The organism is Micromonospora sp. WMMC273, from assembly GCF_027460285.1.
GTDB classification, from domain to species: Bacteria; Actinomycetota; Actinomycetes; order Mycobacteriales; family Micromonosporaceae; genus Micromonospora; species Micromonospora aurantiaca.
On record NZ_JAPZBE010000001.1, the window covers coordinates 6052903 to 6077870 of the forward strand.

The following is a 24968-nucleotide window of genomic DNA, read 5'->3' on the forward strand; positions in this document are numbered from 1 at the left end:
GTGTGCACCATGGCCACCCCGTCGGGAAGGAAATTCGGTGGCACAGATGAACCGCAGGCGGGCGCTGCAACTGCTGGCCGCGCTGGGTACCACCGGACTGGCGGCGGGTTGTGGCTCCGGGGACGACGAGTCCGGGGACCAGGCCGGATCCGGCAGCCCGATCAAAGTCGGGCTGATCGTGCCCGGCAGTGGAGCGAACAAGGCCATCGGTGACGAGATCACCAACGGCTTCCAGCTCTTCCTCAGCATGCGCGGCCAGCAGATCGCCGGCCACCCGGTCACGCTCGTGACCGCCGAGGAGGGCGACACCGCCGCCACCGGAAAGGCCGCCGTCGACCGGCTGCTCAAAGAGGGCGTGCTCGCGCTCACCGGCGTGGTCAGCCCCACCGTGATGACCGGTATCAAGGACGCGGTCGAGGAGGCCCGGGTGCCCCTGCTGGGCTCCAACGCCTCCCCGTCGACGCTCCAGGGCGTCGTCTACATCTGGCGTACCTCGTACGTGCTGACCGAGCCCGGCGAGGCGCTCGGCGAGTACCTGCGCCAGAAGCTGGACGCCTCCAGCCGGATCGCCATCTTCGGCACCCGGGGCCCGGGCAGCCAGGACGTCATCGAAGGGCTGCGGCGCGCGTACGAGCGGGGCCGCCGGCTCACCGAGGACCCGATCTTCACCGAGGACGACCCCAACCCGTCCCGGACGCTCTACTCGGGGCCGATCCGCAAGGCGCTCGAACGCAAGCCGGACGCGGTGTTCTGCCACTACTCCGGCGCGCAGGCCGTGCAGTTCGTCAAGCAGCTCTACGCCCAGGGCTACCGGGGTCCGATCTACGCCCCCGGGTTCCTCACCGAGGGCACCGCGCTCGACCAGCTCGACGACGGCGAGAAGGGCCGCGAGCGCAAGCTCATCCAGACGTACGGGATCGAGACCGCGCTGAACTACTCGGCCGACCTCAACAACACCGCGAACCGGATCTTCGCCTCGGCGTACCGGAAGACGTTCAACTCGGCGCCCACCACGTACGCGATGGCCTCCTACGACGCCGCGCTGGTACTGGACAAGGCGATCCGGCTGGCCGGGGGGAACCCCTCGCCGCAGCAGGTCAACCTGGCGCTGGGCAAGGTCGGCCAGGTGGACAGCCCGCGCGGCACCTGGCAGTTCAACCAGACCCGTACCCCGCAGCAGAAGTGGTACCTGCGCCGGGTGCAGACCGACGGCCGGCTGCTCTCCAACGTCGTGATCAACGAGCTGGCGACGCTGGGCTGACCGGCCCCCGTACGCGCGCAAGGGCGGTCTCCCACCGGGAGGCCGCCCTTCGCGCCGAGGCGTGGCGTCGAGCGTGGCTCAGTGCCGCAGCTCGGCGATGCAGCACTTCACGCTGCCACCGCCCTTCTTCAGCTCGGCCAGCTCCACCGGGACCGGGTGGTAGCCGGCCGCCTTCAGCTTGCCGGCGAGCCGGGTCGCCTCGTTGTTCAGCACCACGTTGAGCCCGTCGCTGACCAGGTTCAGGCCGAACGCCAGCGCGTCCTCGTCGTCCGCGACGATCGCGTCCGGGAAGAGCTGGGCCAGCACCTTCTGGCTGGCGGCGGAGAAGGCGCCCGGGTAGTAGACGACGTTCTCGTCGTCGATCGAGGCCAGCGCCACGTCCAGGTGGTAGAAGCGCGGGTCGACCAGGTGCAGCGAGACCACCGGCCGCCCGAGCGCCTCCTGGGCCTCGGCGTGCGCGGCCGGCTCGGTCCGGAAGCCGTACCCGGCGAGGATCAGGCCGCCGTGCGCCTCCGGCAGGTACGCGAAGTCGCCCTCACCCTCGTTCGTCTCGCTCGGCGCGATGAACCGCCAGCCCTGCTGCTCGTAGAACGCGCGGTGCGCGGCGGCCTCGGCGGAGCGCTGCTCGTGCTTGAACCGGGCGCCGTAGACCGTGCCGTCGACCACGAACGCGCCGTTCGCGGCGTAGACCATGTCCGGCAGGCCCGCCGCGGGCGTCAGCAGGTTCACCTCGTGGCCCAGCCCGACGAGCGTCTCGCGCAGCCCGTCCCACTGCTTGACCGCCAGGTCGGCGTCGACCGGCGTGGTCACGTCCATCCACGGGTTGATCGCGTACTCGACCGTGAAGTGCTCGGGCGAGCACATGAGATATGTCCGCTTTCGCGAGACTCGCTGCTGGTTCACGGTCACCAAGAGTAGGTACGGTACAACTTTGGTAACAGCCACAAGCATTGCTTCCCGGGAGCGGAACGTTGCAGATAGACGCGGTCGACCAGCGAATCATTGCGTTACTCGTCGCGGATGCTCGCGCCTCGTATGCGGACATCGGCAGCCGGGTGTCACTCTCCGCCCCCGCCGTCAAGCGACGCGTCGACCGCCTCCGATCCGCCGGGGTGATCCGGGGATTCACCGCCGTCGTCGACCCGGCCGCGGTCGGCTGGACCACCGAGGCGTTCGTCGAGCTGTTCTGCGCCGGCCGGACCACACCGGCGCAGATCGGCGCCGCCGCCCGCCGCCACCCCGAGGTGGTCGGCGCGTACACCGTCTCCGGCGAGGCGGACGCGCTCGTGCACCTGCGCGCCGCGGACATCTCCCACCTGGAGGAGGCACTGGAACGGCTGCGCGCCGAATCGTTCGTCACCTCGTCCCGCAGCACCATCGTGCTCTCCCGGCTGGTCGAGTCCCCCGGCGTCGGCCCGTCCACGCCTTGACCTCAACCCCGCTTCATGTCGTGCACTGACACCCGTGACCGGCGAGACGCGAGGGGGCGGTATGCGTGCGGTGTGGCTGCGGGAGTTCGGCGGACCGGAGGTGCTCGTGCCCGGGACGGCACCCGACCCGGCACCCGGACCGGGCCAGGTCCTCGTCGACGTGGCACACGCGAACATCACGTTCGTCGAGACGATGTTCCGGGCCAGCGGCTTCGGGCCGTTCGGCACCGAACTGCCGGTGATTCCCGGTAACGGCGTCGGCGGCACGATCACCGCGCTGGGACCGGACGTCGACCCGGCGCTCGCCGGCCGCGTCGTGGTCACCGCCACCGGCGGCACCGGCGGGTACGCCGAGCGCGTCGTCGTCGACCGGGGCGCGCCTGTCCCCGTACCCCCGGGGTTGCCGCTGGACGCGGCGGTGGCGCTGATGGCCGACGGCCGGACCGCCCTGATGCTGGCCCGGGCGGCCGGGCTGCGCCGAGGCGACCGGGTCCTGGTGGAGGCGGCGGCCGGGGGCGTCGGCTCGCTGCTCACGCAGTTGGCGGCGGCGGCCGGGGCGACTGTGGTGGCCGCCGCCGGCGGCTCCCGGAAGGTGGCCGTGCTCCGCGCCGCCGGCCTCGACGTGGCGGTCGACTACCGGCAGGCGGGCTGGACCGACCGGGTCCGGGACGCCGTGGGCGCCGTCGACGTGGTGTTCGACGGCGTCGGCGGGCCGCTCGCCCGGGAGGCGTTCGACCTGCTGGACCGCGGCGGGCGGATGCTCAGCTTCGGGCTGGCCGGCGGCACCTGGGCGGACATCCCGGCCGAGTCGGCAGCCGCGCGCGGGGTGACGCTGCTGCGCCCCCGGCCCGGCCCGGACGAGCTGCGCGCCCTCACCGAGGCGGCGCTCGCCGAGGGCGCGGCCGGGCGGCTGCGGCCGCTGATCGGGCAGCGCTTCCCGCTGGAACGGGCCGCCGCCGCGCACGCCGCGATCGAGGCCCGTCAGACCGTGGGCAAGACGCTGCTCGACGTGCGGTGAGCAGCGCTCACAGGTACATGCCGGTGCGGTGCTCCTCGGCCCGGGCCGGCTTGTCGCCCTCGCCGAAGAAGCGCTTGCCGCCGAACTCGCCGTGCAGACGGTCGTCCAACTCGTCGGCGAGACCGGTCATCACCTGCACCGCGAGCATCAGATGGGTGGCCTGGAAGTTGCGGCCGAACACCGGGATCGAGGCCCACACCGTGTCGTCGGCGCAGTACAGCCGGCCGATCGGCATCCGGTTGGTCAGCTCGGAGAGCTTCACGTAGAGGCGCTCGGTCGGCTCGACCTCGGTCAGCACCGGCGAGAAGACGTCCACGAGCGGCGGGTTGTCGCGCACCCGGACGAAGACCATGGCCGAGCCGGCCCGGATGTTGATGTCGCCGTCGGAGTCGACCTGGAGCTGGTCGGACGCGGACTTCAGCATCGTCGACACGACGGTGCGGACCCGCTCCTCCAGGGCCAGCACGTCGTTCTCGCCGGACTGCGCGGCCGCCGCCGCGGCCAGCGCCTCGTCCAGGTCGGCCTCGACGTCGCGGTCCGGGCCGAACTCGCTGCGCGCGGTACCGAGCGGCTCCACGGGAAGCGCCTCGCCCTCGGCGTCGTGCACCAGGTAGACGAGGAAGGCCGGGTGCGGGGCGCCGTAGACGTCGCGCAGCGTGCGGGACAGCACCGCGGCCAGCCGGGTCGCCTCGTCGGTGCCGCAGTCCAGCCCGAACTGCTCGCCGGAACCCGGCACCACGCCCGGCGGCGACCAGCCGAGCGCCACCATGTCGGCCACCGCCGCCCGGTCCAGCCGGTAGCCCTGCGGCAGCGTGGCGTTTCCGACCGCGCGAGCCGAGAGACGCCCCTCCCCGCCGGCGTCCACGCTCACCGAGTAGACGGCGTCGCCGGTGCCCGAGGCGGTCGGGTCGAGCGTGACCTCCAGGTGCCCGCCGGAAGGCAGCCCGCGCAGCCGGTCGGCGAGCGCCCGGGCGAACTCCCGCCACGCCTCGGTGACCTTGGCCCGCAGATCGGCTGTGGTCGGCTCGTCGAGCAGGATCGACTCGTGGTGCTCCGGCGTACCGCCGGTTGCTTGATGCGCCGGCGTCGCGCCGGCGGCGTGGTGCTCCGGCGCGCCGCCGGCAGGCTCGTCGACCGGCTCCGAGGGGTGGTCCGCCGTCATGATCGCCTCCGTCCGTTCCCGCCACCCTACCCAGGCGCGAAGGGGACCGAATCCCGCGCGAGGCGCTAATCCTCAGGCGTGGAACCACCCAGGTCCACCGGCCAGGAACCGGCCAGCGCACTGAGCCGCTCGGCCGCCGCGGCCGGGTCCGCGCCGCGCCCCACCGCCAGCCCGAGCAGGTACGCGGTGACCGGCGCGCCCGGCCGGACCACCTGGTGGGCCACGTCCCGGGCCACGTCGAGCACCGTCGGCACGGGCACCCCCGCCGGGTCCAGGTCCAGCTCGGCGCAGACCGCCGTGACCCAGTCGTCCAGCACCGTCATCTCGTCCACTCCTCCGCCCGGCGTACGTCCTCGTCAGTGTCGCAGTCGAACCAGGGCGGCGGCCCCGAGCCGGACCAGGACACCTCGCGTACGGCGAGGTCGGCCAGCAGCCCGCGTACCGGCGCCCCGTCGAGCGAGCCGTCCCGCGTCGCGGCGAGCCGGTCTAGGGCGGATCGCAGGGCCGGTACCCGCCAGAGGGCGCAGAGGTGCTGGCGCCGGCCGTCCCCGTCCACGTAGCAGGCGAGCGCGGCGGACCGGCCGTCCAGCGCCTCCCGCCGGGCGGCGGCTACGTCTTCCGGCCCGGCGGCTGCAGGTGCGTCTTCTGGCCCGGCGGCTGCGGCGCCGAGCGCGGGCGGCGGGTAGTCGCGGGAGTGACGGGCGGCGAGCGCGGGCGGTGGATCGTCGCGGGAGTGAGCGGCGGCGAGCGCGCGTCGCAGCTCGGCCACCGCCGCGGTGGTGAGCAGCGGCAGGTCGGCGGCGAGCACCGCGACTGTCGTCGTACCGGGGTCGAGCAACGCCAACCCGGCTGCCGTGGCGGCCACCGGACCGCCCCCGGGCGGCTCTTCCCGGGCCGTCCGGACTCCCCTGGGCAGCGGGCCGGACGAGCCGACCACGATCCGCTGGTCCGCGTCGGCCACCGCATCCAGCACCCGGTGCAGCATCGGCCGGCCGCCTACTGCCCGGGCCGGCTTGTCCACCCCGCCCATCCGCCGGGCCGCGCCACCGGCGAGCAGGATCGCTGCGTACCCCGTCACCGCCTCACAGTAGCCACAGCCACGTCGCCGCATCCCGGCTCGGACCTCTGCCCGGCGTTGTCGGCGGTTTTCCGACGTTGATCGACTGCTTTCCGCCGAAGTGGTGGCATCCAGGGCCCTCCGATACCGCCACTTCGCCGAACTGGTGTCGATCATCGGGCCCCGGCCGGCCCTGGGGCGGCCGGGGGCCGGGGTGGGTGGGGGGTGGGAAGACCTGGGGCGAGGTGCGGGCGGCGGGGTGGCCGGGGAGGATGGCGGCATGGGACGGGCGACTGATCGGCGTGGTGTGCTGCGGATCGACCTCGACGCGGCCGGGGACGGCCGAGGACGGATCCGGCGGCAGGACACCCTGGCCGTGGAGGAGCCGCTGGAGATCCGCGTCGGCGCGGCCGGCCCGGGTCGACGCCGGCCGCTGGCGGTGACGATGCGTACCCCCGGCGACGACCTGGACCTGGCCATCGGCTTCCTGCTCACCGAAGGGCTGATCCGGTCGGCGGAGGACGTGCACACCGCGCAGCTCTGCGCCGGGGCGGAGACCCCGAACACGTACAACGTGGTCGACGTGGTGCTCTCGCCCGGCGTTCCGGAGCCCGTCACCGACCCGTCGCGCAACTTCTACACCACCAGCTCGTGCGGCGTGTGCGGCAAGGCGAGCATCGACTCGGTACGCACCCGCTCGCAGTTCGCGGTGCAGGACGACCCGCTGGTGGTCACCGCCGACCTGCTGGCCGGGCTGCCGGACCGGCTGCGTGCCGCGCAGCGTGCCTTCGACCGCACCGGCGGCCTGCACGCCGCAGGCCTCTTCACCCCCGCCGGGGAACTCGTCGTGCTGCGCGAGGACGTCGGGCGGCACAACGCGGTGGACAAGGTGCTCGGCTGGGCCACCCGGGAAGGGCGGCTGCCGCTGGCCGGGCACGTGCTGCTGGTCTCCGGACGGGCCAGCTTCGAACTCACCCAGAAGGCGTGGATGGCGGGCGTGCCGCTGCTCGCGGCGGTGTCCGCGCCGAGCACGCTCGCGGTCGAACTGGCCGAGGAGGCCGGAATGACGCTTGTGGGCTTCCTGCGCGGACCGACCATGAACGTCTACACCGGGGCGGCGCGCGTCGCCGGCTGACGGCACCGGGATCGCGGACGTGGCCGGCCCGGCGGGCGCTCATCCGCGTGGCCGGCGTCGGCGGCGCCGCAGCACCGCGCCGTCGTTCGAACCGCCCCGGCCGTCCAGCGCGGACGGGGCGACTCCGCGCCGGAGCGCCTCGTCGAGCAGCACCGCGAGCGAGTAGCCGGGGTGGGCGGACAAAACCCGTTCCAGGGCGACAGCGGCCAGTGCCCCGTGCCCCGAGCGCCACGCGGCGAACGCGAGCAGGCAGCCCGGCGCGGCGATCAGGTCCGGCTCGGCGCGTCGCAACACGTCCGTCCAGAGGCTGATGTCCTCGTCCCGGCCGTCGGTGCGCGACCAGGCGTGATCGCGTACCGCGACGTGGACGAGGAGCACTGACAGCCAGGCGACCTCGTCGTCGTCCAGCCGCTCGCCGCGCCGCTGGCGGCGAAAGGCGGCTCGCACGGCTGCCGTGCCCGCCGCCCGCACCGCACGCGGCGCCGCACCCGATGCCGGACCGTCCGCCGGAACCGGCAGTTCCCCGTCCGATCCGGGGCCGTCGGCCGGGACCGGCGACTGTCCGCCCGACCCGGAGCCGTCGGCCGGTACGCCGCTCACCTGGCTTCCGGCCGATGATGCGGACGGGGATCCGGTGAGCGCGGCCAGGCGGAGACGGGCCCGAGCGGTGGCCCGGCGCATGGCGAGCCGGACCGGCCCGTCGAGCGGGGACACCTGTGCCGCGAGCGCGGCCCGGTCGGGCAGCGCGACCTGACCGGCGAACACGGCAGCCGCGCTGACCTCGCTGGCGGCCGGGTCGTACGGGGTGCCCTCGGGCGGGCAGCAGGACGGCTCGGCGCACAGGTACGACCACCAGCGCCCGTGGGTGACCCGCAGCGCGTCGAGGACCACCAGCCCGGTGGCGGTCAGCGCGTCACCGATCGCGTCCACGATCCCCGTCACCCGGGCGGCCGGACCGTAGCCGACGACTGTGGCGGCGTCGGCGTCCTGCCGGGCCACCACCTGCGCCAGGTGCCGGGCCGCCGGGCCGGGGTCGGCGCCCGGTGCGGGCAGGTCGCCTCGGGCGGCGAAGACGACGCGGCGGCCGCGTACCGCGACCACCACGACGCTGTCGGCGGGGTGGAAGCCGAGCAGGTAGGGCACGGCCGCGACCATGTCGGCCGGCGAGCGGACGGAGAGGCGCGCTGGCTCGGTGGAGTTCATGCCGGGAGCGTGGGCGGTGCAGTGCCACCGCGTCCGCCCCTGTGGACGACACGCCGTCCGTCCACAGATACGGAGCGTATCTGTACAGCTCAGTGGCGATCGGCGGCGTCGCTCGGCACACGGATGTCCGGGGTACCGGCTACCTTGCGCACATGGACCTGGCGTACCTGCGGGCACACCCGGAGCACCTGCCGACCTTCCTGACCCACCAGCGGATCCGGGAGACGCCGGTCTCCGGTGGTGACATCTGCGCCGCCTCCCGGCTCACGCTGGACGACGGGCACTCGGTGTTCGCCAAGACGTGGCCGGAACGGGCCGCGCGTCCGCTGCCGGAGGGCTTCTTCGCCGCCGAGGCGGCCGGGCTGCGCTGGCTGCGCGAGGCCGGCTCGGTGCCCGTACCGGATGTGTTCGTCGTGTTGCCCGACCTGCTGGCGCTCGACTGGGTGGAGCCCGGCGAGCCGACGCCGGAGGCCGCGGAGGCGTTCGGCCGCGACCTGGCCGGGCTGCACCGCGCCGGCGCGCCCGCGTTCGGTGCGGACTGGCCGGGGTTCATCGGTTCGCTGCCGCAGGACAACACGCCCGACCCCGGTCCCTGGCCGGACTGGTTCGCCCGGCGCCGACTCCTGCCCTACCTGCGCCTGTCGGTCGACCGTGGCGCGCTGCACAGCGCCGGGGTGGCGCTCGTCGAGCAGGTCGTCGACCGGATCGGTGAGTTCGGTGGTGACGAGCCGCCGGCCCGGCTGCACGGCGATCTCTGGCCGGGCAATCTGCTCTGGGGCGCCGACGACCGGGTGTGGCTGGTCGACCCGGCCGCGCACGGCGGCCACCGCGAGACCGACCTGGCGCAGCTCGCGCTGTTCGGCGGCCCGCCGCACCTGGACCGGATCATGGCGGCCTACCGGGAGGCGTGGCCGCTCGCCGACGGGTGGCGGGAGCGGGTGCCGCTGCACCAGTTGCATCTGCTGCTCGTGCACGCCGCGATCTTCGGCGCGGCGTACGCGGACGCCGTGGGTTCCACCGCTCGTGCCGCCCTCCGCGGGCTCGACCGCGCTACGGTCGACCGATGAGCACCCCCCGGACGACGACCGACGGCGTTCTCGCCGACCGGTACGGCCGTGTCGCCCGGGACCTTCGGGTCTCCCTCACCGACAAGTGCAACCTGCGCTGCACCTACTGCATGCCGGCCGAGGGCCTGCCCTGGCTGTCCGGTCCGCAACTGCTCAGCGACGACGAGATCGTCCGGCTGGTGGGTGTCGCGGTGACCCGGCTCGGCATCACCGAGGTGCGCTTCACCGGCGGTGAGCCGCTCATCCGGCCCGGCCTGCCCGGCATCGTGGCGGCGGTCGCCGCGCTCACGCCCCGGCCGCGCATCTCGCTGACCACGAACGGCATCGGCCTGGCCCGCATGGCGTCCGCGCTGCGCGCGGCCGGGCTGGACCGCGTCAACGTCTCGCTCGACACCCTCGACCGGGACCGGTTCACCGCGCTGACCCGCCGCGACCGGCTCGGCGACGTGCTCGCCGGCCTGGCCGGCGCGGCGGAAGCCGGGCTGACCCCCGTGAAGATCAACTCGGTGCTGATGCGGGGCACGAACGACGACGAGGCGCCCGCGCTGCTCCGGTTCGCGCTCGCGCACGGCTACGAGCTGCGGTTCATCGAACAGATGCCGCTCGACGCGCAGCACGGCTGGGACCGATCGACGATGGTCACCGCCGACGAGATCCTGGCCTCCCTGCACGCCGCGTTCGCGCTGACGCCGGACCCGTCCGAGCGGGGCGCGGCACCGGCCGAGACGTGGCTGGTGGACGGCGGGCCGGCCCGGGTCGGGGTCATCGCCAGTGTGACCCGGCCGTTCTGCGGCGACTGCGACCGCACCCGGCTCACCGCCGACGGCCAGGTGCGCAACTGCCTGTTCGCCACCGAGGAGTCGGACCTGCGCGGCGCGTTGCGCGCCGGCGCGGACGACGAGGAGCTGGCCCGGCGCTGGCGGTCCGCGATGTGGGCCAAGCGGGCCGGGCACGGCATCGACGACCCGACGTTCCTCCAGCCCGCGCGCTCGATGTCGGCGATCGGAGGCTGAGGGTGGAGCTCACAGTCCGCTACTTCGCCGGCGCCCGCGCGGCCGCCGGACGACCCGAGGAGACCGCATCCGCGGGCGTGTCCCTGGACGAACTCCTCGATGAACTGGCCGCCCGGCACGGCGAACGCCTCGCGGTGGTGCTGAAGGCGGCGAGTTTCCTGGTCGACGGCGTGGCCTGTCATGATCGACGGGCACTGTTGCCGGCCGGGGTGACGGTGGACGTGCTGCCGCCCTTCGCGGGCGGCTGAGGGGGGCACACGTGCTGGCCATGGCGACATTCCTGGGCTTCGTCGTGCTCGTGATCGGCCTGATCCACTTCTACCTGTGGCAGCGGCTGGTCCGGGACACCACGCGTCCCGGGCGGTGGCGCCGGGCCGGTGGCGTGGCGATCGCGGCGCTGGCGGTGCTCGTACCGGTGACGATGGCGGGCACCCGCAGCGGCTGGTACTGGCTGGCCTGGCCGGGCTACCTCTGGGTCGCGCTCATGTTCTACCTGCTGGTGCTGCTGCTGGTGCTGGAGGTGCCGACCGCTGTCGTCCGGCTCGTGCTGCGCCGCCGGGCCCGCGCGGCGGTCGCCGCCGGCCCGGAGCCCGAGCCCGCACTCGTGGGCGCGGCGACGGCGGAGGGTGCGACGACGCCGCCGGTCGACAACGCCGACGTGCCCCCGGCCGGCACCCCCGCGCCGGACCACGACCCCTCCCGGCGGTTGCTGCTCGCCCGTGGGGCGGCGATCTTCGCCGGGCTCACCGCCGCCGGCGTCACCGGGTACGGCGTACGCACCGCGATGGGCCCGCCGCGGCTCGACCGGGTGCAGATCCCGCTGGCCAAGCTGCCCCGGAGCATGGACGGCCTGCGTATCGCCACCGTCTCGGACATCCACCTCGGGCCGCTGCGCGGCAGAGCGCACACCGAGCGGATCGTCGCGATGATCAACCGGATGGACGCCGACCTGGTCGCGGTGGTCGGCGACCTGGTCGACGGCACGGTGGCCGAGCTGGGCGAGGCCGCCGAACCGCTGCGCGACCTGCAGTCCCGGTACGGCAGCTTCTTCGTCACCGGCAACCACGAGTACTACTCGGGCGTCGAGGAGTGGGTCCGCGAGGTGGACCGGCTCGGCCTGCGGGTGCTTCAGAACGAGCGGCAGGAGATCCAGGCCCGGGGCGGTGTGCTGGACCTGGCCGGGGTGAACGACGTGAGCGCCGCCGGCACCGGGGTGGCCGCGCCCGCCGACTACGCCGCCGCCCTCGGCGACCGCGACCCGAGCCGCCCGGTGGTGCTGCTGGCGCACCAGCCGGTGGCCGCGCAGGAGGCGGCGAAGTTCGGCGTCGACCTGCAACTCTCCGGGCACACGCACGGCGGCCAGATGGTGCCGTTCAACCTGGCGGTGAAGCTCGAACAGCCGGTCGTCTCCGGTCTCGGCGAGGTCGACGGCACGAAGGTCTACGTCACGAACGGCGCCGGCTTCTGGGGCCCGCCGGTGCGGGTGGGCGCGCCTCCCCAGGTGACGCTCGTCGAGCTGCGCGCTCAATAGCGTGCATGGGCCGCCGAGTCCAGCACCGCATTGCTCAGGTCACCCGTACGCGTGGCGACGGGCGGGCGGGGGACCGGACGTGACAGGATGCGGCGTGCCTCCGTTCAGCGCCGCACCCCCCGGTGGCCTCCCGCCGTACGTCGCGGATCTGCACATCCACTCGAAGTACTCCCGCGCGTGCAGCCGCGACCTGACCCTGCCGAACCTGGCCTGGTGGGCCCGGCGCAAGGGCATCGGCGTGCTCGGCACCGGCGACTTCACCCATCCCGCCTGGTACGACCACCTGCGGGAGACGCTGCACCCGGCCGAGCCGGGCCTGTACCGGCTCTCGCCCGAGGCGGAGCGGGACGTCGCCCGGCGGCTGCCGCCCCGGCTCGCAAGCGAGGCGGAGGCCGACCCGGTCCGGTACATGCTGAGCGTGGAGATCTCCACGATCTACAAGCGTGACGACCGCACCCGCAAGGTGCACCACCTGATCTACCTGCCGGACCTGGACGCGGTGGCCCGGTTCAACACCGCGCTGGGCCGGATCGGCAACCTCGGCTCGGACGGCCGGCCGATCCTCGGGCTTGACTCCCGCGACCTGCTGGAGATCACGCTGGAGGCGAGCCCGGACGGCTACCTGGTGCCGGCGCACATCTGGACGCCCTGGTTCTCCGCGCTCGGCTCGAAGTCCGGCTTCGACGCGATCGCCGACTGCTACGCCGACCTGGCCGAACACATCTTCGCGGTGGAGACCGGTCTGTCGTCCGACCCGGAGATGAACTGGCGGGTCGGCAGCCTGGACCGCTACCAGCTGGTGTCGAACTCGGACGCGCACTCGCCGCCCGCGCTGGCCCGGGAGGCGACGGTCCTGACCGCCGCCCGCGACTACTTCGCGATCCGCGAGGCGCTGCGGACCGGCGACGGTCTTGCGGGCACCGTGGAGTTCTTCCCGGAGGAGGGCAAGTACCACGCCGACGGGCACCGCCTGTGCGGCGTGAACTGGTCGCCGGAGCGGACCCGCGAGGCGGGTGGGCGCTGCCCGGAGTGCGGCAAGCCGCTGACAGTGGGCGTACTCAGCCGGGTCGAGGAGCTGGCGGACCGGCCGGTGGGGCACCGTCCGGCGCACGCGCGCGAGGTGACGCATCTGGTGCCGCTGGCCGAGATCCTGGGTGAGCTGAACCGGGTCGGCGCGCGGTCGAAGAAGGTCGAGGGCAAGCTCAACGAGCTGATCGCCGCGCTCGGCCCGGAGCTGGAGATCCTCACGCGTACCCCGATCGAGGAGATCGGCCGGGTCGGCGGCGAGCTGCTCGCGGAGGGCATCGGCCGGCTGCGCCGCGGCGACGTGCGCCGGGTGCCGGGCTACGACGGCGAGTACGGCGTGATTACGCTGTTCGACCCGGCGGAGCTGGGCGCCTCGGGTGCCCGCGCGGGGCAGGAGACGCTGTTCGACGTACCGGTGCCCGCGCAGCGGCGGCCGGCGGAGCCGGCGCCGAAGCCGAAGGCCAAGCGCCCGGCGGCGGCCCGGCCCGAGCCGAAGCGCACGCCGCCGCCCGCGCCCCCGATCGCGCCGCCGCCGTCCCCGCACGAGCCGTTCGAGCCGATGCTCGCCGGGATGGAGGAGGTCGGCACCGGCCTGCTGGACCGGCTGGACGCGATGCAGCGGGTGGCCGCGTCGGCGCCGGGTGGTCCGCTGCTCATCGTGGCCGGTCCGGGCACCGGCAAGACGCGGACGCTCACCCATCGGATCGCGTACCTCTGCGCGGAGCTGAACGTCTTCCCCGACCAGTGCCTGGCGATCACGTTCACCCGGCGGGCGGCCGAGGAACTGCGGCACCGGCTGGACGGGCTGCTCGGCCCGGTCGCCGAGGACGTCACAGTCGGCACGTTCCACTCGCTCGGCCTGACCGTGCTGCGGGAGAACGCGGCGGCGGCCGGGCTGCCGGCGGACTTCCGGATCGCCGACGACGCGGACCGGGCGGCGGCGCGCGCCGAGGCCGGTGACGACGACGAGCGGTACGTGGCACTGCTGCGCAAGCGGGACCTGGTCGACCTGGACGAGCTGCTGACGCTGCCGGTGGCCCTGCTCAAGGGGGACCGGAAGCTGGTGCGGGAGTACCGCGAGCGGTGGAAGTGGATCTTCGTCGACGAGTACCAGGACGTCGACGCGGTGCAGTACGACCTGCTGCGGCTGCTCAGCCCGCCGGACGGCAACCTGTGCGCGATCGGCGACCCGGACCAGGCGATCTACTCGTTCCGGGGTGCGGACGTGGGCTACTTCCTGCGCTTCTCGCAGGACTTCACCGACGCCCGGCTGGTCCGCCTGAACCGCAACTACCGTTCCTCGGCGCCGATCCTGGCCGCCGCCGTGCAGGCCATCGCGCCGTCGTCGCTGGTGCGCGGCCGGCGCCTCGACCCGGCCCGCCTCGACCCGGAGGCGCCGCTGGTCGGCCGGTACGCGGCGAGTTCCGCCCACGACGAGGCCGACTTCGTGGCCCGTACCGTGGACGAGCTGGTCGGCGGCCTGTCCCACCGCTCGCTGGACTCGGGGCGGATCGACGGGCGGGCCACCTCGCTGTCCTTCTCCGACATCGCGGTGCTGTACCGCACCGACGCTCAGGCCGCACCGATCGTGGACGCGCTGGCCCGGGCGAACATCCCGGTGCAGAAGCGCTCGCACGACCGGCTGCGCGACCGTCCCGGCGTGCCGGCGATCGCCCGCGAACTGCGCCACGCCGGTCTTGACGGCTCGCTCGCCGCCCGGGTACGCCAGGCCGGGCAGATCCTGGCCGAGCGCTTCGCGGTGCCCACGCTCGACGGTTCCGGCGCGGTACGCCCCGAGGACGTCCGCACCGCGGTGGACCTGCTCACCCCGCTGGCCCGGCGCTGCGGCGACGACCTGGAGCTGTTCCTCAACCAGCTCGCCACCGGCGCGGAGGTGGACGCGCTGGACCCGCGCGCCGAGGCGGTCACGCTGCTCACGCTGCACGCCGCGAAGGGCCTGGAGTTCCCGGTGGTGTTCCTGGTCAGCGCCGAGGACGGCCTGCTGCCGCTGCGCTGGCCCGGCTCCGAGCCGGACGACGACGCGGTGGCCGAGGAGCGGCGGCTGTTCTTCGTCGGGCTGACCCGGGCGCAGGACCGGCTCTACGTCAGCCACGCGGGCCGCCGCGCCCGGCACGGCGCGGAACGCGACACCCGCCCGTCGCCGTTCCTCGATGTAATTGACCCGGCGTTGTTCGAGCGCCTGGACGCAACCGAGCCCCGCCGCCCGAAGGACCACCAGCTCCGGCTGATCTGACCGCCCGTGGCGCGCGGCCGACCGCGCAGGTCAGTTGAGGACGGCGGCGAGCCACGCGCCGCCGAGCAGCGCCGGGCCGAACGGCACCGGCGTGTCCCGGCGTACCCGGCCGGCGGCGAGCAGGACCAGCACCGCGACTCCGGCGAGCACGTGCGGCAGGAGCAGCCCGAGCCGCAGCGCCGGCCAGCCGAGCCAGCCCAGCGGCAGCCCGAGCGCGGCGGCGAGCTTCACGTCGCCGAAGCCGAGCCGGGCGCGAGGCAGCAGCGCCAGCAGCGCGTACCCGATGAAGGAGAGCGCGGCCCCGGCCACCGCGACGGCCAGGCGGCGCGGTTCGCCGGTCGCCGTCGCGGCCGCGGTGAGGCCGAGCCCGCCGCCGAGCGCGACCACGCCGACGAGCGGATCGGGCAGCCGCAGCGCGGTCAGGTCGGTGACCGTGAGGACCAGCCCGGCGGCGGCGACCAGCAGCAGCGCGGGCAGTGCCGGGTCGGTGCCCCTGGTGGCGGCGAGCCCGCCGAACACCACGACACCGACCAGGGCGAGCGTGCTCCGGCGCGGAGCGCCGCCAGGGGGAACCGCGACGAGCGACCGGCCGGCCGGCACCGCCACCCACCCGGCTGGTGCGCCGAGCAGGGCGATCCCCGTCACCAGCAGCGCCGACACGGGCGGGGACGCTACCGCCCGGCGGGCTCCCCGGCCGTCCCGTCGACGGCTGGTGGCGGGGACCGGCGGGGACGCTCGGTGCTCACCACCACCGCGACGCCGACCACGATGACCGCGCCGCCCATCAGCACCTGCGAGGTGATCGGTTCGGCGACGAACAACGCGCCGAGTGCCACCGCGACCACCGGGTTCACGTACGCGTAGGTGGAGACCAGGGAGATCGGCGCGTGGGCGAGCAGCCAGACGTACGCGGTGAAGGCGACGAGGGATCCGGCCACCATCAGGTAGGCCATCGCCGCCCAGGACCGGCCGGTCACCTCCGCGAAGGAGAAGCCGCGCAGCTCACCCCGGGCCACGCCGACGAGCGCGAGCACCGCCGCGCCGGCGACCATCTCGTAGACGGTGGCCACGAACGGGTCCGCGGGCATCAGGATCTTCCCGGACAGGTACGAGCCGACCGACCAGCTCGTCGCCGCGGCGACCACAGTCAGCGCGCCCGCCACCGGCACGCCGTCGACCCCGTCGCGGGGCAGCACGAGCAGGACCAGACCGGCGAAGCCGAGCGCCACCCCGAGGAACGTCCAGGGTCGCGGCCGGTCCCCGCCCGTCGTCCGCAGCAGCACCACGAGCAGCGGCACGGTGGCGACGAGCAGCGCCGCCACACCGGACGGTACGGCGGTCCCGGGCGGGCCGGACTCGGCGAGCACCACCAGACCGTTGCCGCCGGCGAGCAGCAGCACGCCGATCAGCGCGGCGGAGCCGACGCGACGCGCGGGCACCCGCAGCGCGCCGGGTCCCCGCCGCAGGCGCAGCACGACGGCGAGCACCACGGCCGCGCCGGCGAACCGCATCGCCGCGGAGATCAGTGGCGGCAGGGACTCGACGGCCACCCGGATGCCCAGGTACGTCGAGCCCCACAGCAGGTAGACCAGCACGAGGGCGGTCCAGATCAGCGCGGTGCGGGCCGGCGGCGTCGCGGAATCGACGACGTTCGTCGCACTCGTGGGGCGTGAGCTCATCGTCTGTCCACGCTACGGTGGCCACGGCGTCGGCGTCCCCAGTTGGTGGCCGGCCTCTCAGCACTGGCGTACGCAGGAGGCGTTCATGTCGAACTTCGGTCCACCGGGCGGCGGCTCTCCCGACCCCTGGGGACGGCCCGACGACGGCTACGCCCCGCAGCCCGACCCCCGCTACGCTCCGCAGGGCGACCCGCGTTACGCCCCGCAGCCGGATCCGCGGTACGGCCCGCCGGGCGCGCAGCCGTACGGGCCGCCCGCCGACCAGTACGGCCCGCCCGACCAGTACGGGCCGCCCACCCAGCAGTACGGGCCCGCCGACCGGTACGGCCCGCCGGCCGATCAGTACGGGCCGCCGACGCAGCGCTTCGAGCCGGGCCCGGCCTGGTCCCCGCAGCAGGGTCACCCGGGTGACCTCTATGCCGGGCCGCAGTACGGGGGTGGTCAGCCGCCGTACGCCGAGCCGACGCCGCCGCCGAAGCGCGGGAAGGGCCCGCTGCTTGTGGTGGTGATCGTGCTGGCCGTGCTGCTGCTGGGCGGCGCCGGGGCGTACTGGATGCTGGGCCGGGACGAGCAGACGCCGACCGGCGGCACCACGGCCGCCACTGGACCGGCCGCGGATCCGACCGGCGAGGCCGCGCCGCCGAGCGAGCCGGCCGACACGACGCCTACGACGGCGGCTCCGGCCTCGTCGACCGATCCGCGTTTCGTCAAGGCGGGCCAGTGCGTCGCCAACGAGGGTGGCGGCGGCCAGCCGAAGCTGGTGATCGCCGACTGCGCCCCGAAGACGTACGAGGTGCTGCGCCGCATCGACGGCGCGACGAGCGGCAAGAAGGACGCGGAGGCCAAGTGCGGGAAGGTGGCCGGTTACACCGACTGGTACTTCTTCGACAGCGAGCTGGACACGCTCGACTTCGTGCTCTGCCTGAAGCGCCGCTGACCCTGTCCGCCTGTCGGTAACCAAAACTAGGGCTGTCTAGCATCCACGCTAGACAGCCCTAGTTTTGTATCGAGGCCGACACGCGGTAGCCGCCTCTACGCGCATCTAGCCTGGTCGCTAGAGAACCCGATACTGTGCGATTCGTGGATCCGGTCCGCAACCCGTACGCACCGGGCGCCGGGCAGCGCCCGCCCGAACTCGCCGGGCGGGGGCGGGAACTGGACGTCTTCGACGTGGTGCTGGAACGGATCGCCCGTGGTCGCCCCGAACGCAGCCTGATGCTCACCGGCCTGCGGGGAGTCGGCAAGACGGTCCTGCTCAACACGCTGCGTTCCGAGGCGATCAACCACCTCTGGGGCACCGGCAAGATCGAGGCCCGGCCGGACCAGTCACTGCGCCGCCCGATCGCCGCCGCGCTGCACATGGCGGTCCGCGAACTCGCGCCCCGGCACCGCGCCCCGGACCGGATCGACGCGTTCCTCGGCGTCCTCAAGGCCTTCGCGCAACGCTCCGCGCCCACCGGTCGGGGCGGCGCGGCGCCCAAGCTGCGCGACCGCTGGCAGCCCGGCATCGACGTACCGGCGAGCAGCGGACGCGCCGACTCCGGCGACATCGAGATCGACCTTGTCGAGCTGCTCAGCGACGCGGCGGCGGTCGCCACCGACGTCGGCACCGGCATCGCGATCTTCATCGACGAGATGCAGGACGTCGGCGCCGAGGACGTCTCCGCGCTCTGCGCCGCCTGCCACGAGCTGTCCCAGCTCGGCGCGCCGCTCATCGTCGTGGGCGCGGGTCTGCCGCACCTGCCGGCCGTGCTCAGCGCCGCCAAGTCGTACTCCGAGCGGCTCTACCGCTACCAGCGCATCGACCGGCTCGACCGGATCGCCGCCGACCAGGCGCTCTGCGCGCCGGCCGAGCGGGAGCAGGTCGAGTACGAGCAGAAGGCGCTCGACCTGCTCTACGAGAAGTCGGGTGGCTATCCCTACTTCGTCCAGGCGTACGGGAAGGCCACCTGGGACCACGCGCCCCGCTCACCGATCACCGCGGCGGACGTCCGGGTGGCCGCGCCCGAGGCGGAGGCCGAACTGGCGGTGGGGTTCTTCGGCTCCCGGTTCGAACGGGCCACCCCTGCCGAACGCGAGTACATGCGCGCGATGGCGACGCTGGCGCTGGTGGACGGTGAGGAGGGCGGCCGGGACGACATGGACGCGGCGGTGCCGACCGCCGAGATCGCCCGCGCGCTCGGCCGCAAGCCGGCCAGCCTCTCCCCGGCGCGTGACGCGCTGATCAAGAAGGGGCTGATCTACTCCGGCGAGCGGGGGACGGTGGCGTTCACCGTGCCGCACTTCGGCCGCTACCTGCGTACCCAGCCCGCCTGACCGCTGCTCTTGAAACGGCCTCAGACCCGCGACCACGGTGGCGGGAAGACCACCTCGCCGGCCGGCGGTGACGGCTCGCCGCTCGCCGACGGCGGCAGTACCAGCGCCTGCCACGGCTCCCCCAGCCCGGACCAGGGGCTGGTCAGCCCCAGCCGGTCCGCCGGGCCGAACCCGAACCGCCGGTAGTAGGCCGGGTCGCCCAGCACCACAACCAGCCGCTCGCCCAGCTCCGTCGCGGCGTCCAGCGCCGCCTGCACCGCCGCCGTGCCGTGCCCCAGCCGCTGCCGGTGCCGCGCCACCGCCACCGGACCCAGGGCGAGCGCCGGCCACGTACGACCGTCGTCGGTGCGTACACCGACGCGTGTGAGCAGCGCGTACGCCACCACCTCGCCGCCGTACTCGGCGACCACGGCCAGCTCCGGAATCCACGCCGGGCTGTGCCGCAACTCCTCGACCAGACCGACCTCCGGTGGGGTGGCCACGTCGGGGCGGGCGAAGGCGGCGGCCAGCACCCGGGCCACCGGCGCCTCGTCGGCGGGGCCCTCCGGGCGCAGTCGCAGCGTCGTCACCCGCGCGACCTTACCGAACGCGACCGGTCCATCCGCGACGGTCGCTGAAATCGATACCGTTCGGACGTCCACGTCGGCCGATACCTTTCGTGTGTTGCGGGGATGACGACGCCCCCGACGGGGTAAGACTGAGCCATGAAGCCCGTGCGCTCCCTCGCCCGAGTCATGTTGAGCGGCATCTTCGTGGTCAGCGGCGCCCGCAACCTGCGCAACCCGGAACGCCTGGTGCAGGCCGCGGAACCGGTCACCGGGAAGGTCGCCCCGCTGATCCGGAACGTGCACCCCCGAATCCCCACCGACACGGTCTCGCTGATCCGCGCCAACGCCGCCACCCAACTCGTCGGCGGCCTGATGCTCGCCACCGGCCGGTTCACCCGCCCGGCCGCGCTGGTGCTCGCCGGCTCCCTGATCCCGACCACCGCCGCCGGGCACGCCTTCTGGAACAACGACGACCCGGCCGCGCGCAACAACAACCAGGTCCACTTCCTGAAGAACCTCGGCCTGCTCGGTGGCCTCCTCCTCGCCGCCGCCGACACCGAGGGCAAGCCGGGCCTGCGCTGGCGCGCCGGCCACCGCATCGACCACTCACGCCGGTCGGTCAAACGCGCGGTCCGCACCGCTCGTCGCGAGGCGAAGATCGCCGTACGCTCCGCAGCCACCGCCCGCCGCATGCCCGGCTGACCAGGCATTTCGTACGACCCACCACCCCCGCAAGGCCATCAATCACCTGAACCGTCCGAGACCCGTTAACGCGGTGGAAATGTCGCAAACACGTGTGGGATCGGACACGGTCGCGTAACGCGGGAGGCAGCAACGTGAGGCGCCGTTCTAGGCTCCGTGCTGGACCTGGACGGGTACGACGACCTTGGTACGGGGGTGGCCACGCCATGCCGACGACAGTCGGTAGACGGACCAACCGCCTCGCCCCGACCTCCCGCGTCGACCGCCGGATCGTGGTGCGCCTCGGCGTCGTCGCCGTCGTCTCGTACGCCGCGTGGCTCGCCATCGGCGCTTTCGGACGGCCGTACAACTTCTTCGACATGAAGATCTACCACGGCGCGGTGCTGTGGTGGGCCGGCGGCAACGAGCTGTACGACTTCGTCGCACCGTCGACCACGCTGGGCTTCACCTACCCGCCGTTCGCCGCCCTGGTCATGCTGCCGATGACGTGGCTGCCGGTGGACGGCGCCGGTTTCGTCAACGCGCTCGCCAGCATCGGCGCGCTCGCCGTCGTCCTCGCCGCGCTGCTACGCCCCATCGTGGACCGCCTCGGCTGGCCGCTCTGGTTCGCCGTCGGCATCGCCACCCCGCTCGCCGTCGCCATCGAGCCGTCCCGGGAGACGCTCGGCTACGGGCAGGTCAACCTGCTGCTGTTCGCGCTGATCATGGCGGACATGGTGGGCCTGCGCTGGCGGGCCAAGCGGGGCACCCACTACGAGACGGCCGACTCGCCGCTGGCCCGGTTCGTCTACAGCGGCGCCTGGGCCGGTGTCGGCATCGGGCTCGCCACAGCGGTCAAGCTCACCCCGGCGCTGTTCGTGGCCTACCTGATGCTCACCCGGCAGTGGCGGGCCGCGCTCACCGCTGTGGGCACCACGATCGGCGTGACCATCGCGACGTTCGGCGTGCTCGGTGAGGAGTCCCGCGCGTACTTCACCGGCGTGCTCTGGCAGACCGAGCGGGTCGGCGCGGCGGACATGACCGCCAACCAGTCCCTCGCCGGTCTGCTGGCGCGGCTCTACGACTCGATCGAGACGCCCGGCCTGCTCTGGCTGGCGTTCTCGGTGCTGATCCTGGCGCTGGGCCTGTCCCGGGCGATGAGCGCCCGCGCCGACGGCGACGAGCTGACCGCGTTCACGCTGGTCGGGCTCACCGCCAACGTGATCAGCCCGATCTCCTGGTCGCACCACCTGATCTGGGTCATCCCGTCGATCATCGTGCTGGCCGACGCCGCGGTACGCCGCCGCGAAGCCAGCCGCGGCCTGCCCCTGCGCGGCACCGGCGGCCCCTCGGCAAACGGCGTGCCGGCACTGCGCCCACCGATCTGGTACCCGACGTTGACCGGCCTGCGCCACGGCGTCGGCGCGCTCGGGCTCTACCTGCTGTTCCTGATCTCACCGATCTGGCCGTACGAGCACCAGCTCCCCGAGGTGTCCCACTACCAGGACGGCCTGTTCGGCGCGCTGATGGAGAACTCCCTGGCCATCGCGCTGATCGTGCTCGTCGCGGCGCTGCCGTGGCGTCCCGGCGCCGAGCCGGCGTTCTACCACGAGCGGCTGGGCCGCACCGCCGCGCTCGCCGGCCGGCGCTGAGCCGGCCGGTTCAGGGGCAGTTCACCCACTCCTCGGTGCCGTCGTCGAAGACCTGCCGCTTCCAGATCGGCAGCCGTGACTTCACCTCGTCGACCAGCCGGGCGCAGGCGGCGAACGCGGCCGCGCGATGCGCCGTGCTGACCGCCGCCACCAGCGCCACGTCCCCGATCTCCAGCGGGCCGATCCGGTGCGACACCGCCACCGCGTACACCTGCGGGTCGGCCGCTATCTCGGCCGCCACTTCGCGCAGCACCGCCTCGGCGGTGGGATGGCCCTCGTACTCCAGCCGGGTGACCGCCCGCCCGTGGTCGTGGTCGCGGACCACGCCCTGGAAGGACACCACCGCACCGGCCCGGCGGTCGGCGACCGCCGCCTCGTGTTCGGCCAGGTCGAGCGGCCGGTCGGTCACCGCGCCGAGCACCACGCCTGCTTCCACTGTCACGACGTCTCCCGTCGGCTCGTTCGTCGCGCTCACCCGAACCGCTCCCCGGGGGTCAGCGGCAGCGGCACGAGCGGCACCCGGTCGCCGGCCGCGCCGCTGGTGCCGGGCCGGATCACCGCGAACCCGTCCGCGCCGGCCAGCCCGCGCAGCATCGCCGAGCCGACGTGCCGCACCGGGTACGCGGTGCCGGCGACGCGGTCCCAGCGGGCCAGCGCCAGATGGGTGTAGTCGCCGCGCCCGGGAATCGGCTCGGCCAGCGTCACGTGCGGGAGCACCGGCATCTGCCGGCCGGTGAGACCGGCGAGCAGGGGCGCGACGAGCGACACCAGCGCCACCACTGCCGACTGCGGATTGCCGGGCAGACCGGCCACGAACCGCACCCGCCCGTCGCCGTCCACCAGCCTGGCCAGCAGCATCGGGAAGCCCGGACGCACCGCCACGGTGTTCACCACGTAGTCGGCGCCGAGCGCCTCCAGCGTCGGGTGCAGGTGGTCGACCGGGCCGTGCATGGTGCCGCCGGTCGTGCAGACCAGGTCGGCGTTGGCGAGCGCGCCCCGCAGCGCCGCCACGTGCGCGGGCAGCGTGTCGGCGACCGGGCCGACCACGTCGGCGGCACGCACCTGGCAGCCGTAGCGGCGCAGCCAGGCCGGCACCGACGGGCCGAGCGCGTCGCGGACCCGGCCCGCGCCGGGCGGACCCGAGGTGAGCAGTTCGTCGCCGAAGACCAGCAGCGCGGCCCGGGGTGGGCGGCGAACCCGCAGCGTGTCGTGCCCGCAGGAGGCGGCCAGGCCGATCACCGCCGGGTCCACCGGCGTGCCGGCGGGCAGCAGTTCCTCCCCGAGGTACGCCTCCTCGCCCGGCTCCCGCCACTCCGGCGCCGGGCGGGGCGTGCCGGCCACCAGGCCGTCCGCCGTACGCGTCGACTCCTCGATCCGCAGGATCGCCGTCGTGCCCTCGGGAACCATCGCGCCGGTGGCGATCTCCACCGTGCTGCCGTCGGTCTCCAACGGGGGTGCGGTCTGCCCGGCGAGCACCCGGCCGGCGACGCGCCACGGCCCCGCGCCGCGCACCGCCCAGCCGTCCACGCTGGAGGTGGGGAACGCCGGCAGGTCGGTACGCGTGGTCAGCGGCTCGGCCAGGGTGTGCCCGTCGGCCTCGGCCAGCGGCCGGGCGACCGCGGGGAGCGCGGCGGACAGGCCCACCGCGTACACCCGGGAGCGGGCCTCCTCCCACCCGGCCGGTGGTGGCGTACCCGCCTCGACCGCGGCGGCTTCGGTTTCCGTGCTCATCCGGCGAGCCTAACGCCGGGGCACGTGCCTCGCGGGTTCAGTGGTCGCCGCCGCGAAGCTGGTCGACGGCGTGCCGCAGGATCGGCCCGAGCACCGCCAGACCGTCCCGGGCGCCGCCGCGTGAACCGGGCAGGTTGACCACGAGCGTCCGGCCGGCCACCCCGGCCAGGCCCCGGGACAGCGCCGCCGTCGGCACCGTGTCGCGGCTGTGCGCGCGGATCGCCTCGGCGATGCCGGGGATCTCGTAGTCGAGCAGCGTGCGGGTCACGTCGGGTGTGCGGTCGGTCGGGGTGATGCCGGTGCCGCCGCTGGTCAGCACCACGTCGACGCCGTCGGCGCGGGCCGCGCGCAGGGCGTCGCCGACCGGTTCGCCGTCCGGCACCACCACCGGCGCGTCGACCTCGCACCCCAGCTCCCGCAGCCCGGTCACGAGCAGCGGGCCGCTGGTGTCCTCGTAGACCCCGGCGGCGGCCCGGTTCGAGGCCACGATCACCCGGGCCCGGATCACGGCCGGTCCTCCGGCCGGACCCACTCGCCGGTCTTGCCGCCCTCCTTGCGGAGCACCCGGACGGCGTCCACCGACGCGGCCGGGTCGACCGCCTTCACCATGTCGACAAGCGCCAGCCCGGCGACCGCCACCGCGGTCAGCGCCTCCATCTCGACGCCCGTGCGGTCGGCCGTCTTCGCGGTTGCGGTGATCTCCACCGTGTCGGCGGTGAGGTCGAGGTCGACTGTGACGCCGTGCAGCGCGATCGGGTGGCAGAGCGGGATCAGGTCGGGGGTGCGCTTGGCGCCCATGATGCCGGCGAGCCGGCCGACGGCGAGCGCGTCGCCCTTGGGCAGGCCGTCGCGGCGCAGCAACTCCACCACCTCGGCGGTGGTGCGGAGGCGGCCGGCGGCGACCGCGAGCCGGCCCGAGACCGGCTTGGCGGAGACGTCGACCATCCGGGCCGCACCGGCCGGGTCGACGTGGGTGAGCTGCGCGGGTTCGGTCACGGCCCGACCCTATCCGCCGGGTACGACGGCGTGGGTGCTCCGGCCGGCGGCGGGGAGGAACGTCGTGTCGGGTGCCGGTGCACGACGCTCCTCCCTCACCTGCCCACCGCCGATTCGCTGGGGGGAACTGACGGTGGGGGCCTCGTTCGGCCGGGTCCGCTCTGGCGGTGAACCCTCCCCGTGGCCGATGCCCCGGGACGCTAACGAA

Annotated in this window: 25 protein-coding genes; 13 read left to right on the forward strand and 12 right to left on the reverse strand. The window is 74.2% G+C overall.

Going from position 1 to position 24968, the window contains the following annotated elements; genetic code table 11:
• Positions 1–37 precede the first annotated feature (37 nt).
• The gene (locus tag O7611_RS28155; protein WP_194800329.1) at positions 38–1261 is read left to right on the forward strand and encodes an ABC transporter substrate-binding protein; all 1224 of its coding nucleotides are present in this window, start codon (positions 38–40) and stop codon (positions 1259–1261) included.
• 78 nt (positions 1262–1339) lie between these two features.
• Here the strand turns inward: O7611_RS28155 and ddaH are convergent, their stop codons facing one another.
• On the reverse strand, positions 1340–2173 hold the full coding sequence (ddaH, locus tag O7611_RS28160; RefSeq protein ID WP_269697851.1) for a dimethylargininase: 834 nt from the start codon (positions 2171–2173) through the stop codon (positions 1340–1342).
• Positions 2174–2232: 59 nt separating this feature from the next.
• On the opposite strand from ddaH, the gene O7611_RS28165 reads away from it, so the two are divergent.
• Together O7611_RS28165 and O7611_RS28170 are read left to right on the forward strand one after the other, a co-directional pair.
• Positions 2233–2691, forward strand: coding sequence for an Lrp/AsnC family transcriptional regulator (locus tag O7611_RS28165; RefSeq protein WP_013289323.1), 459 nt, complete (start codon positions 2233–2235; stop codon positions 2689–2691).
• 61 nt (positions 2692–2752) lie between these two features.
• Positions 2753–3709, forward strand: coding sequence for a zinc-binding dehydrogenase (locus tag O7611_RS28170; protein ID WP_269697852.1), 957 nt, complete (start codon positions 2753–2755; stop codon positions 3707–3709).
• Positions 3710–3716: 7 nt separating this feature from the next.
• Here the strand turns inward: O7611_RS28170 and O7611_RS28175 are convergent, their stop codons facing one another.
• The 3 genes from O7611_RS28175 to mobA all read right to left on the reverse strand — a co-directional run bounded on the left by O7611_RS28175 (position 3717) and on the right by mobA (position 5949).
• A complete protein-coding gene (locus O7611_RS28175) occupies positions 3717–4871 on the reverse strand; it encodes a T3SS (YopN, CesT) and YbjN peptide-binding chaperone 1 (protein WP_269697853.1) in 1155 nt (384 codons plus the stop codon).
• A gap of 65 nt (positions 4872–4936) precedes the next feature.
• Positions 4937–5194, reverse strand: a complete 258-nt coding sequence (locus O7611_RS28180; protein WP_013289326.1) for a DUF6457 domain-containing protein — start codon at positions 5192–5194, stop codon at positions 4937–4939.
• Positions 5191–5949: a molybdenum cofactor guanylyltransferase gene (gene mobA, locus O7611_RS28185; RefSeq protein WP_194800324.1), complete on the reverse strand. Its 759-nt coding sequence runs from the start codon at positions 5947–5949 to the stop codon at positions 5191–5193. The genes O7611_RS28180 and mobA overlap by 4 nt, the downstream gene beginning before the upstream one ends.
• Positions 5950–6208: 259 nt before the next feature.
• On the opposite strand from mobA, the gene fdhD reads away from it, so the two are divergent.
• Entirely contained in the window at positions 6209–7063 is an 855-nt protein-coding gene (gene fdhD / locus O7611_RS28190; protein WP_194800323.1) for a formate dehydrogenase accessory sulfurtransferase FdhD, read from the forward strand.
• A 39-nt stretch (positions 7064–7102) separates the two neighbouring features.
• On the opposite strand, the gene O7611_RS28195 is transcribed toward fdhD, so the two are convergent.
• A complete protein-coding gene (locus O7611_RS28195; RefSeq protein ID WP_194800322.1) occupies positions 7103–8266 on the reverse strand; it encodes a DUF4192 domain-containing protein in 1164 nt (387 codons plus the stop codon).
• Between the two features lie 152 nt (positions 8267–8418).
• Between O7611_RS28195 and O7611_RS28200 the strand changes: the two genes are divergently transcribed.
• The 5 genes from O7611_RS28200 (at position 8419) to O7611_RS28220 (ending at position 15157) form a co-directional block, all read left to right on the forward strand.
• On the forward strand, positions 8419–9333 hold the full coding sequence (locus O7611_RS28200; RefSeq protein ID WP_194800321.1) for a fructosamine kinase family protein: 915 nt from the start codon (positions 8419–8421) through the stop codon (positions 9331–9333).
• The gene (gene moaA / locus O7611_RS28205; RefSeq protein WP_194800320.1) at positions 9330–10346 is read left to right on the forward strand and encodes a GTP 3',8-cyclase MoaA; all 1017 of its coding nucleotides are present in this window, start codon (positions 9330–9332) and stop codon (positions 10344–10346) included. The genes O7611_RS28200 and moaA overlap by 4 nt, the downstream gene beginning before the upstream one ends.
• Positions 10347–10348: 2 nt before the next feature.
• Positions 10349–10594, forward strand: a complete 246-nt coding sequence (locus tag O7611_RS28210) for a MoaD/ThiS family protein (RefSeq protein ID WP_194800319.1) — start codon at positions 10349–10351, stop codon at positions 10592–10594.
• 20 nt (positions 10595–10614) lie between these two features.
• Positions 10615–11877 carry a metallophosphoesterase gene (locus O7611_RS28215; RefSeq protein ID WP_269697854.1) on the forward strand — a complete coding sequence of 421 codons (1263 nt, stop codon included), beginning with the start codon at positions 10615–10617 and terminating at the stop codon, positions 11875–11877.
• 94 nt (positions 11878–11971) lie between these two features.
• The gene (locus tag O7611_RS28220) at positions 11972–15157 is read left to right on the forward strand and encodes a UvrD-helicase domain-containing protein (protein WP_269697855.1); all 3186 of its coding nucleotides are present in this window, start codon (positions 11972–11974) and stop codon (positions 15155–15157) included.
• A 30-nt stretch (positions 15158–15187) separates the two neighbouring features.
• Here O7611_RS28220 and O7611_RS28225 read toward each other — a convergent pair whose 3' ends face one another.
• Together O7611_RS28225 and O7611_RS28230 are read right to left on the reverse strand one after the other, a co-directional pair.
• Positions 15188–15817, reverse strand: a complete 630-nt coding sequence (locus O7611_RS28225) for a prepilin peptidase (protein WP_194800316.1) — start codon at positions 15815–15817, stop codon at positions 15188–15190.
• A gap of 11 nt (positions 15818–15828) precedes the next feature.
• Complete coding sequence (locus tag O7611_RS28230; RefSeq protein WP_228531854.1) at positions 15829–16836, reverse strand: EamA family transporter; 1008 nt, start codon at positions 16834–16836, stop codon at positions 15829–15831.
• 85 nt (positions 16837–16921) lie between these two features.
• Here O7611_RS28230 and O7611_RS28235 point away from each other — a divergent pair, with 85 nt between their 5' ends.
• Complete coding sequence (locus tag O7611_RS28235; RefSeq protein ID WP_228531853.1) at positions 16922–17773, forward strand: LppU/SCO3897 family protein; 852 nt, start codon at positions 16922–16924, stop codon at positions 17771–17773.
• 143 nt (positions 17774–17916) lie between these two features.
• Positions 17917–19152: an ATP-binding protein gene (locus O7611_RS28240; RefSeq protein WP_194800315.1), complete on the forward strand. Its 1236-nt coding sequence runs from the start codon at positions 17917–17919 to the stop codon at positions 19150–19152.
• Positions 19153–19172: 20 nt separating this feature from the next.
• On the opposite strand, the gene O7611_RS28245 is transcribed toward O7611_RS28240, so the two are convergent.
• A complete protein-coding gene (locus O7611_RS28245; RefSeq protein WP_194800314.1) occupies positions 19173–19721 on the reverse strand; it encodes a GNAT family N-acetyltransferase in 549 nt (182 codons plus the stop codon).
• A 135-nt stretch (positions 19722–19856) separates the two neighbouring features.
• Here O7611_RS28245 and O7611_RS28250 point away from each other — a divergent pair, with 135 nt between their 5' ends.
• The gene (locus tag O7611_RS28250) at positions 19857–20402 is read left to right on the forward strand and encodes a DoxX family protein (protein WP_194800313.1); all 546 of its coding nucleotides are present in this window, start codon (positions 19857–19859) and stop codon (positions 20400–20402) included.
• 206 nt (positions 20403–20608) lie between these two features.
• Positions 20609–22033 (forward strand): glycosyltransferase 87 family protein, encoded by a 1425-nt coding sequence (locus O7611_RS28255; RefSeq protein ID WP_194800312.1) that lies wholly within the window; start codon positions 20609–20611, stop codon positions 22031–22033.
• A gap of 10 nt (positions 22034–22043) precedes the next feature.
• On the opposite strand, the gene O7611_RS28260 is transcribed toward O7611_RS28255, so the two are convergent.
• Genes O7611_RS28260 through moaC form a run of 4 tightly spaced genes read right to left on the reverse strand, consistent with a single transcriptional unit; the run spans position 22044 to position 24760 of the window.
• Entirely contained in the window at positions 22044–22469 is a 426-nt protein-coding gene (locus O7611_RS28260) for a molybdenum cofactor biosynthesis protein MoaE (protein ID WP_194800431.1), read from the reverse strand.
• A gap of 35 nt (positions 22470–22504) precedes the next feature.
• Positions 22505–23764, reverse strand: coding sequence for a molybdopterin molybdotransferase MoeA (locus tag O7611_RS28265; RefSeq protein WP_194800311.1), 1260 nt, complete (start codon positions 23762–23764; stop codon positions 22505–22507).
• Between the two features lie 37 nt (positions 23765–23801).
• On the reverse strand, positions 23802–24272 hold the full coding sequence (locus O7611_RS28270) for a MogA/MoaB family molybdenum cofactor biosynthesis protein (protein WP_194800310.1): 471 nt from the start codon (positions 24270–24272) through the stop codon (positions 23802–23804).
• A complete protein-coding gene (gene moaC, locus O7611_RS28275; RefSeq protein ID WP_013289345.1) occupies positions 24269–24760 on the reverse strand; it encodes a cyclic pyranopterin monophosphate synthase MoaC in 492 nt (163 codons plus the stop codon). Before moaC ends, O7611_RS28270 begins: the two co-directional genes overlap by 4 nt.
• Positions 24761–24968: the final 208 nt, after the last annotated feature.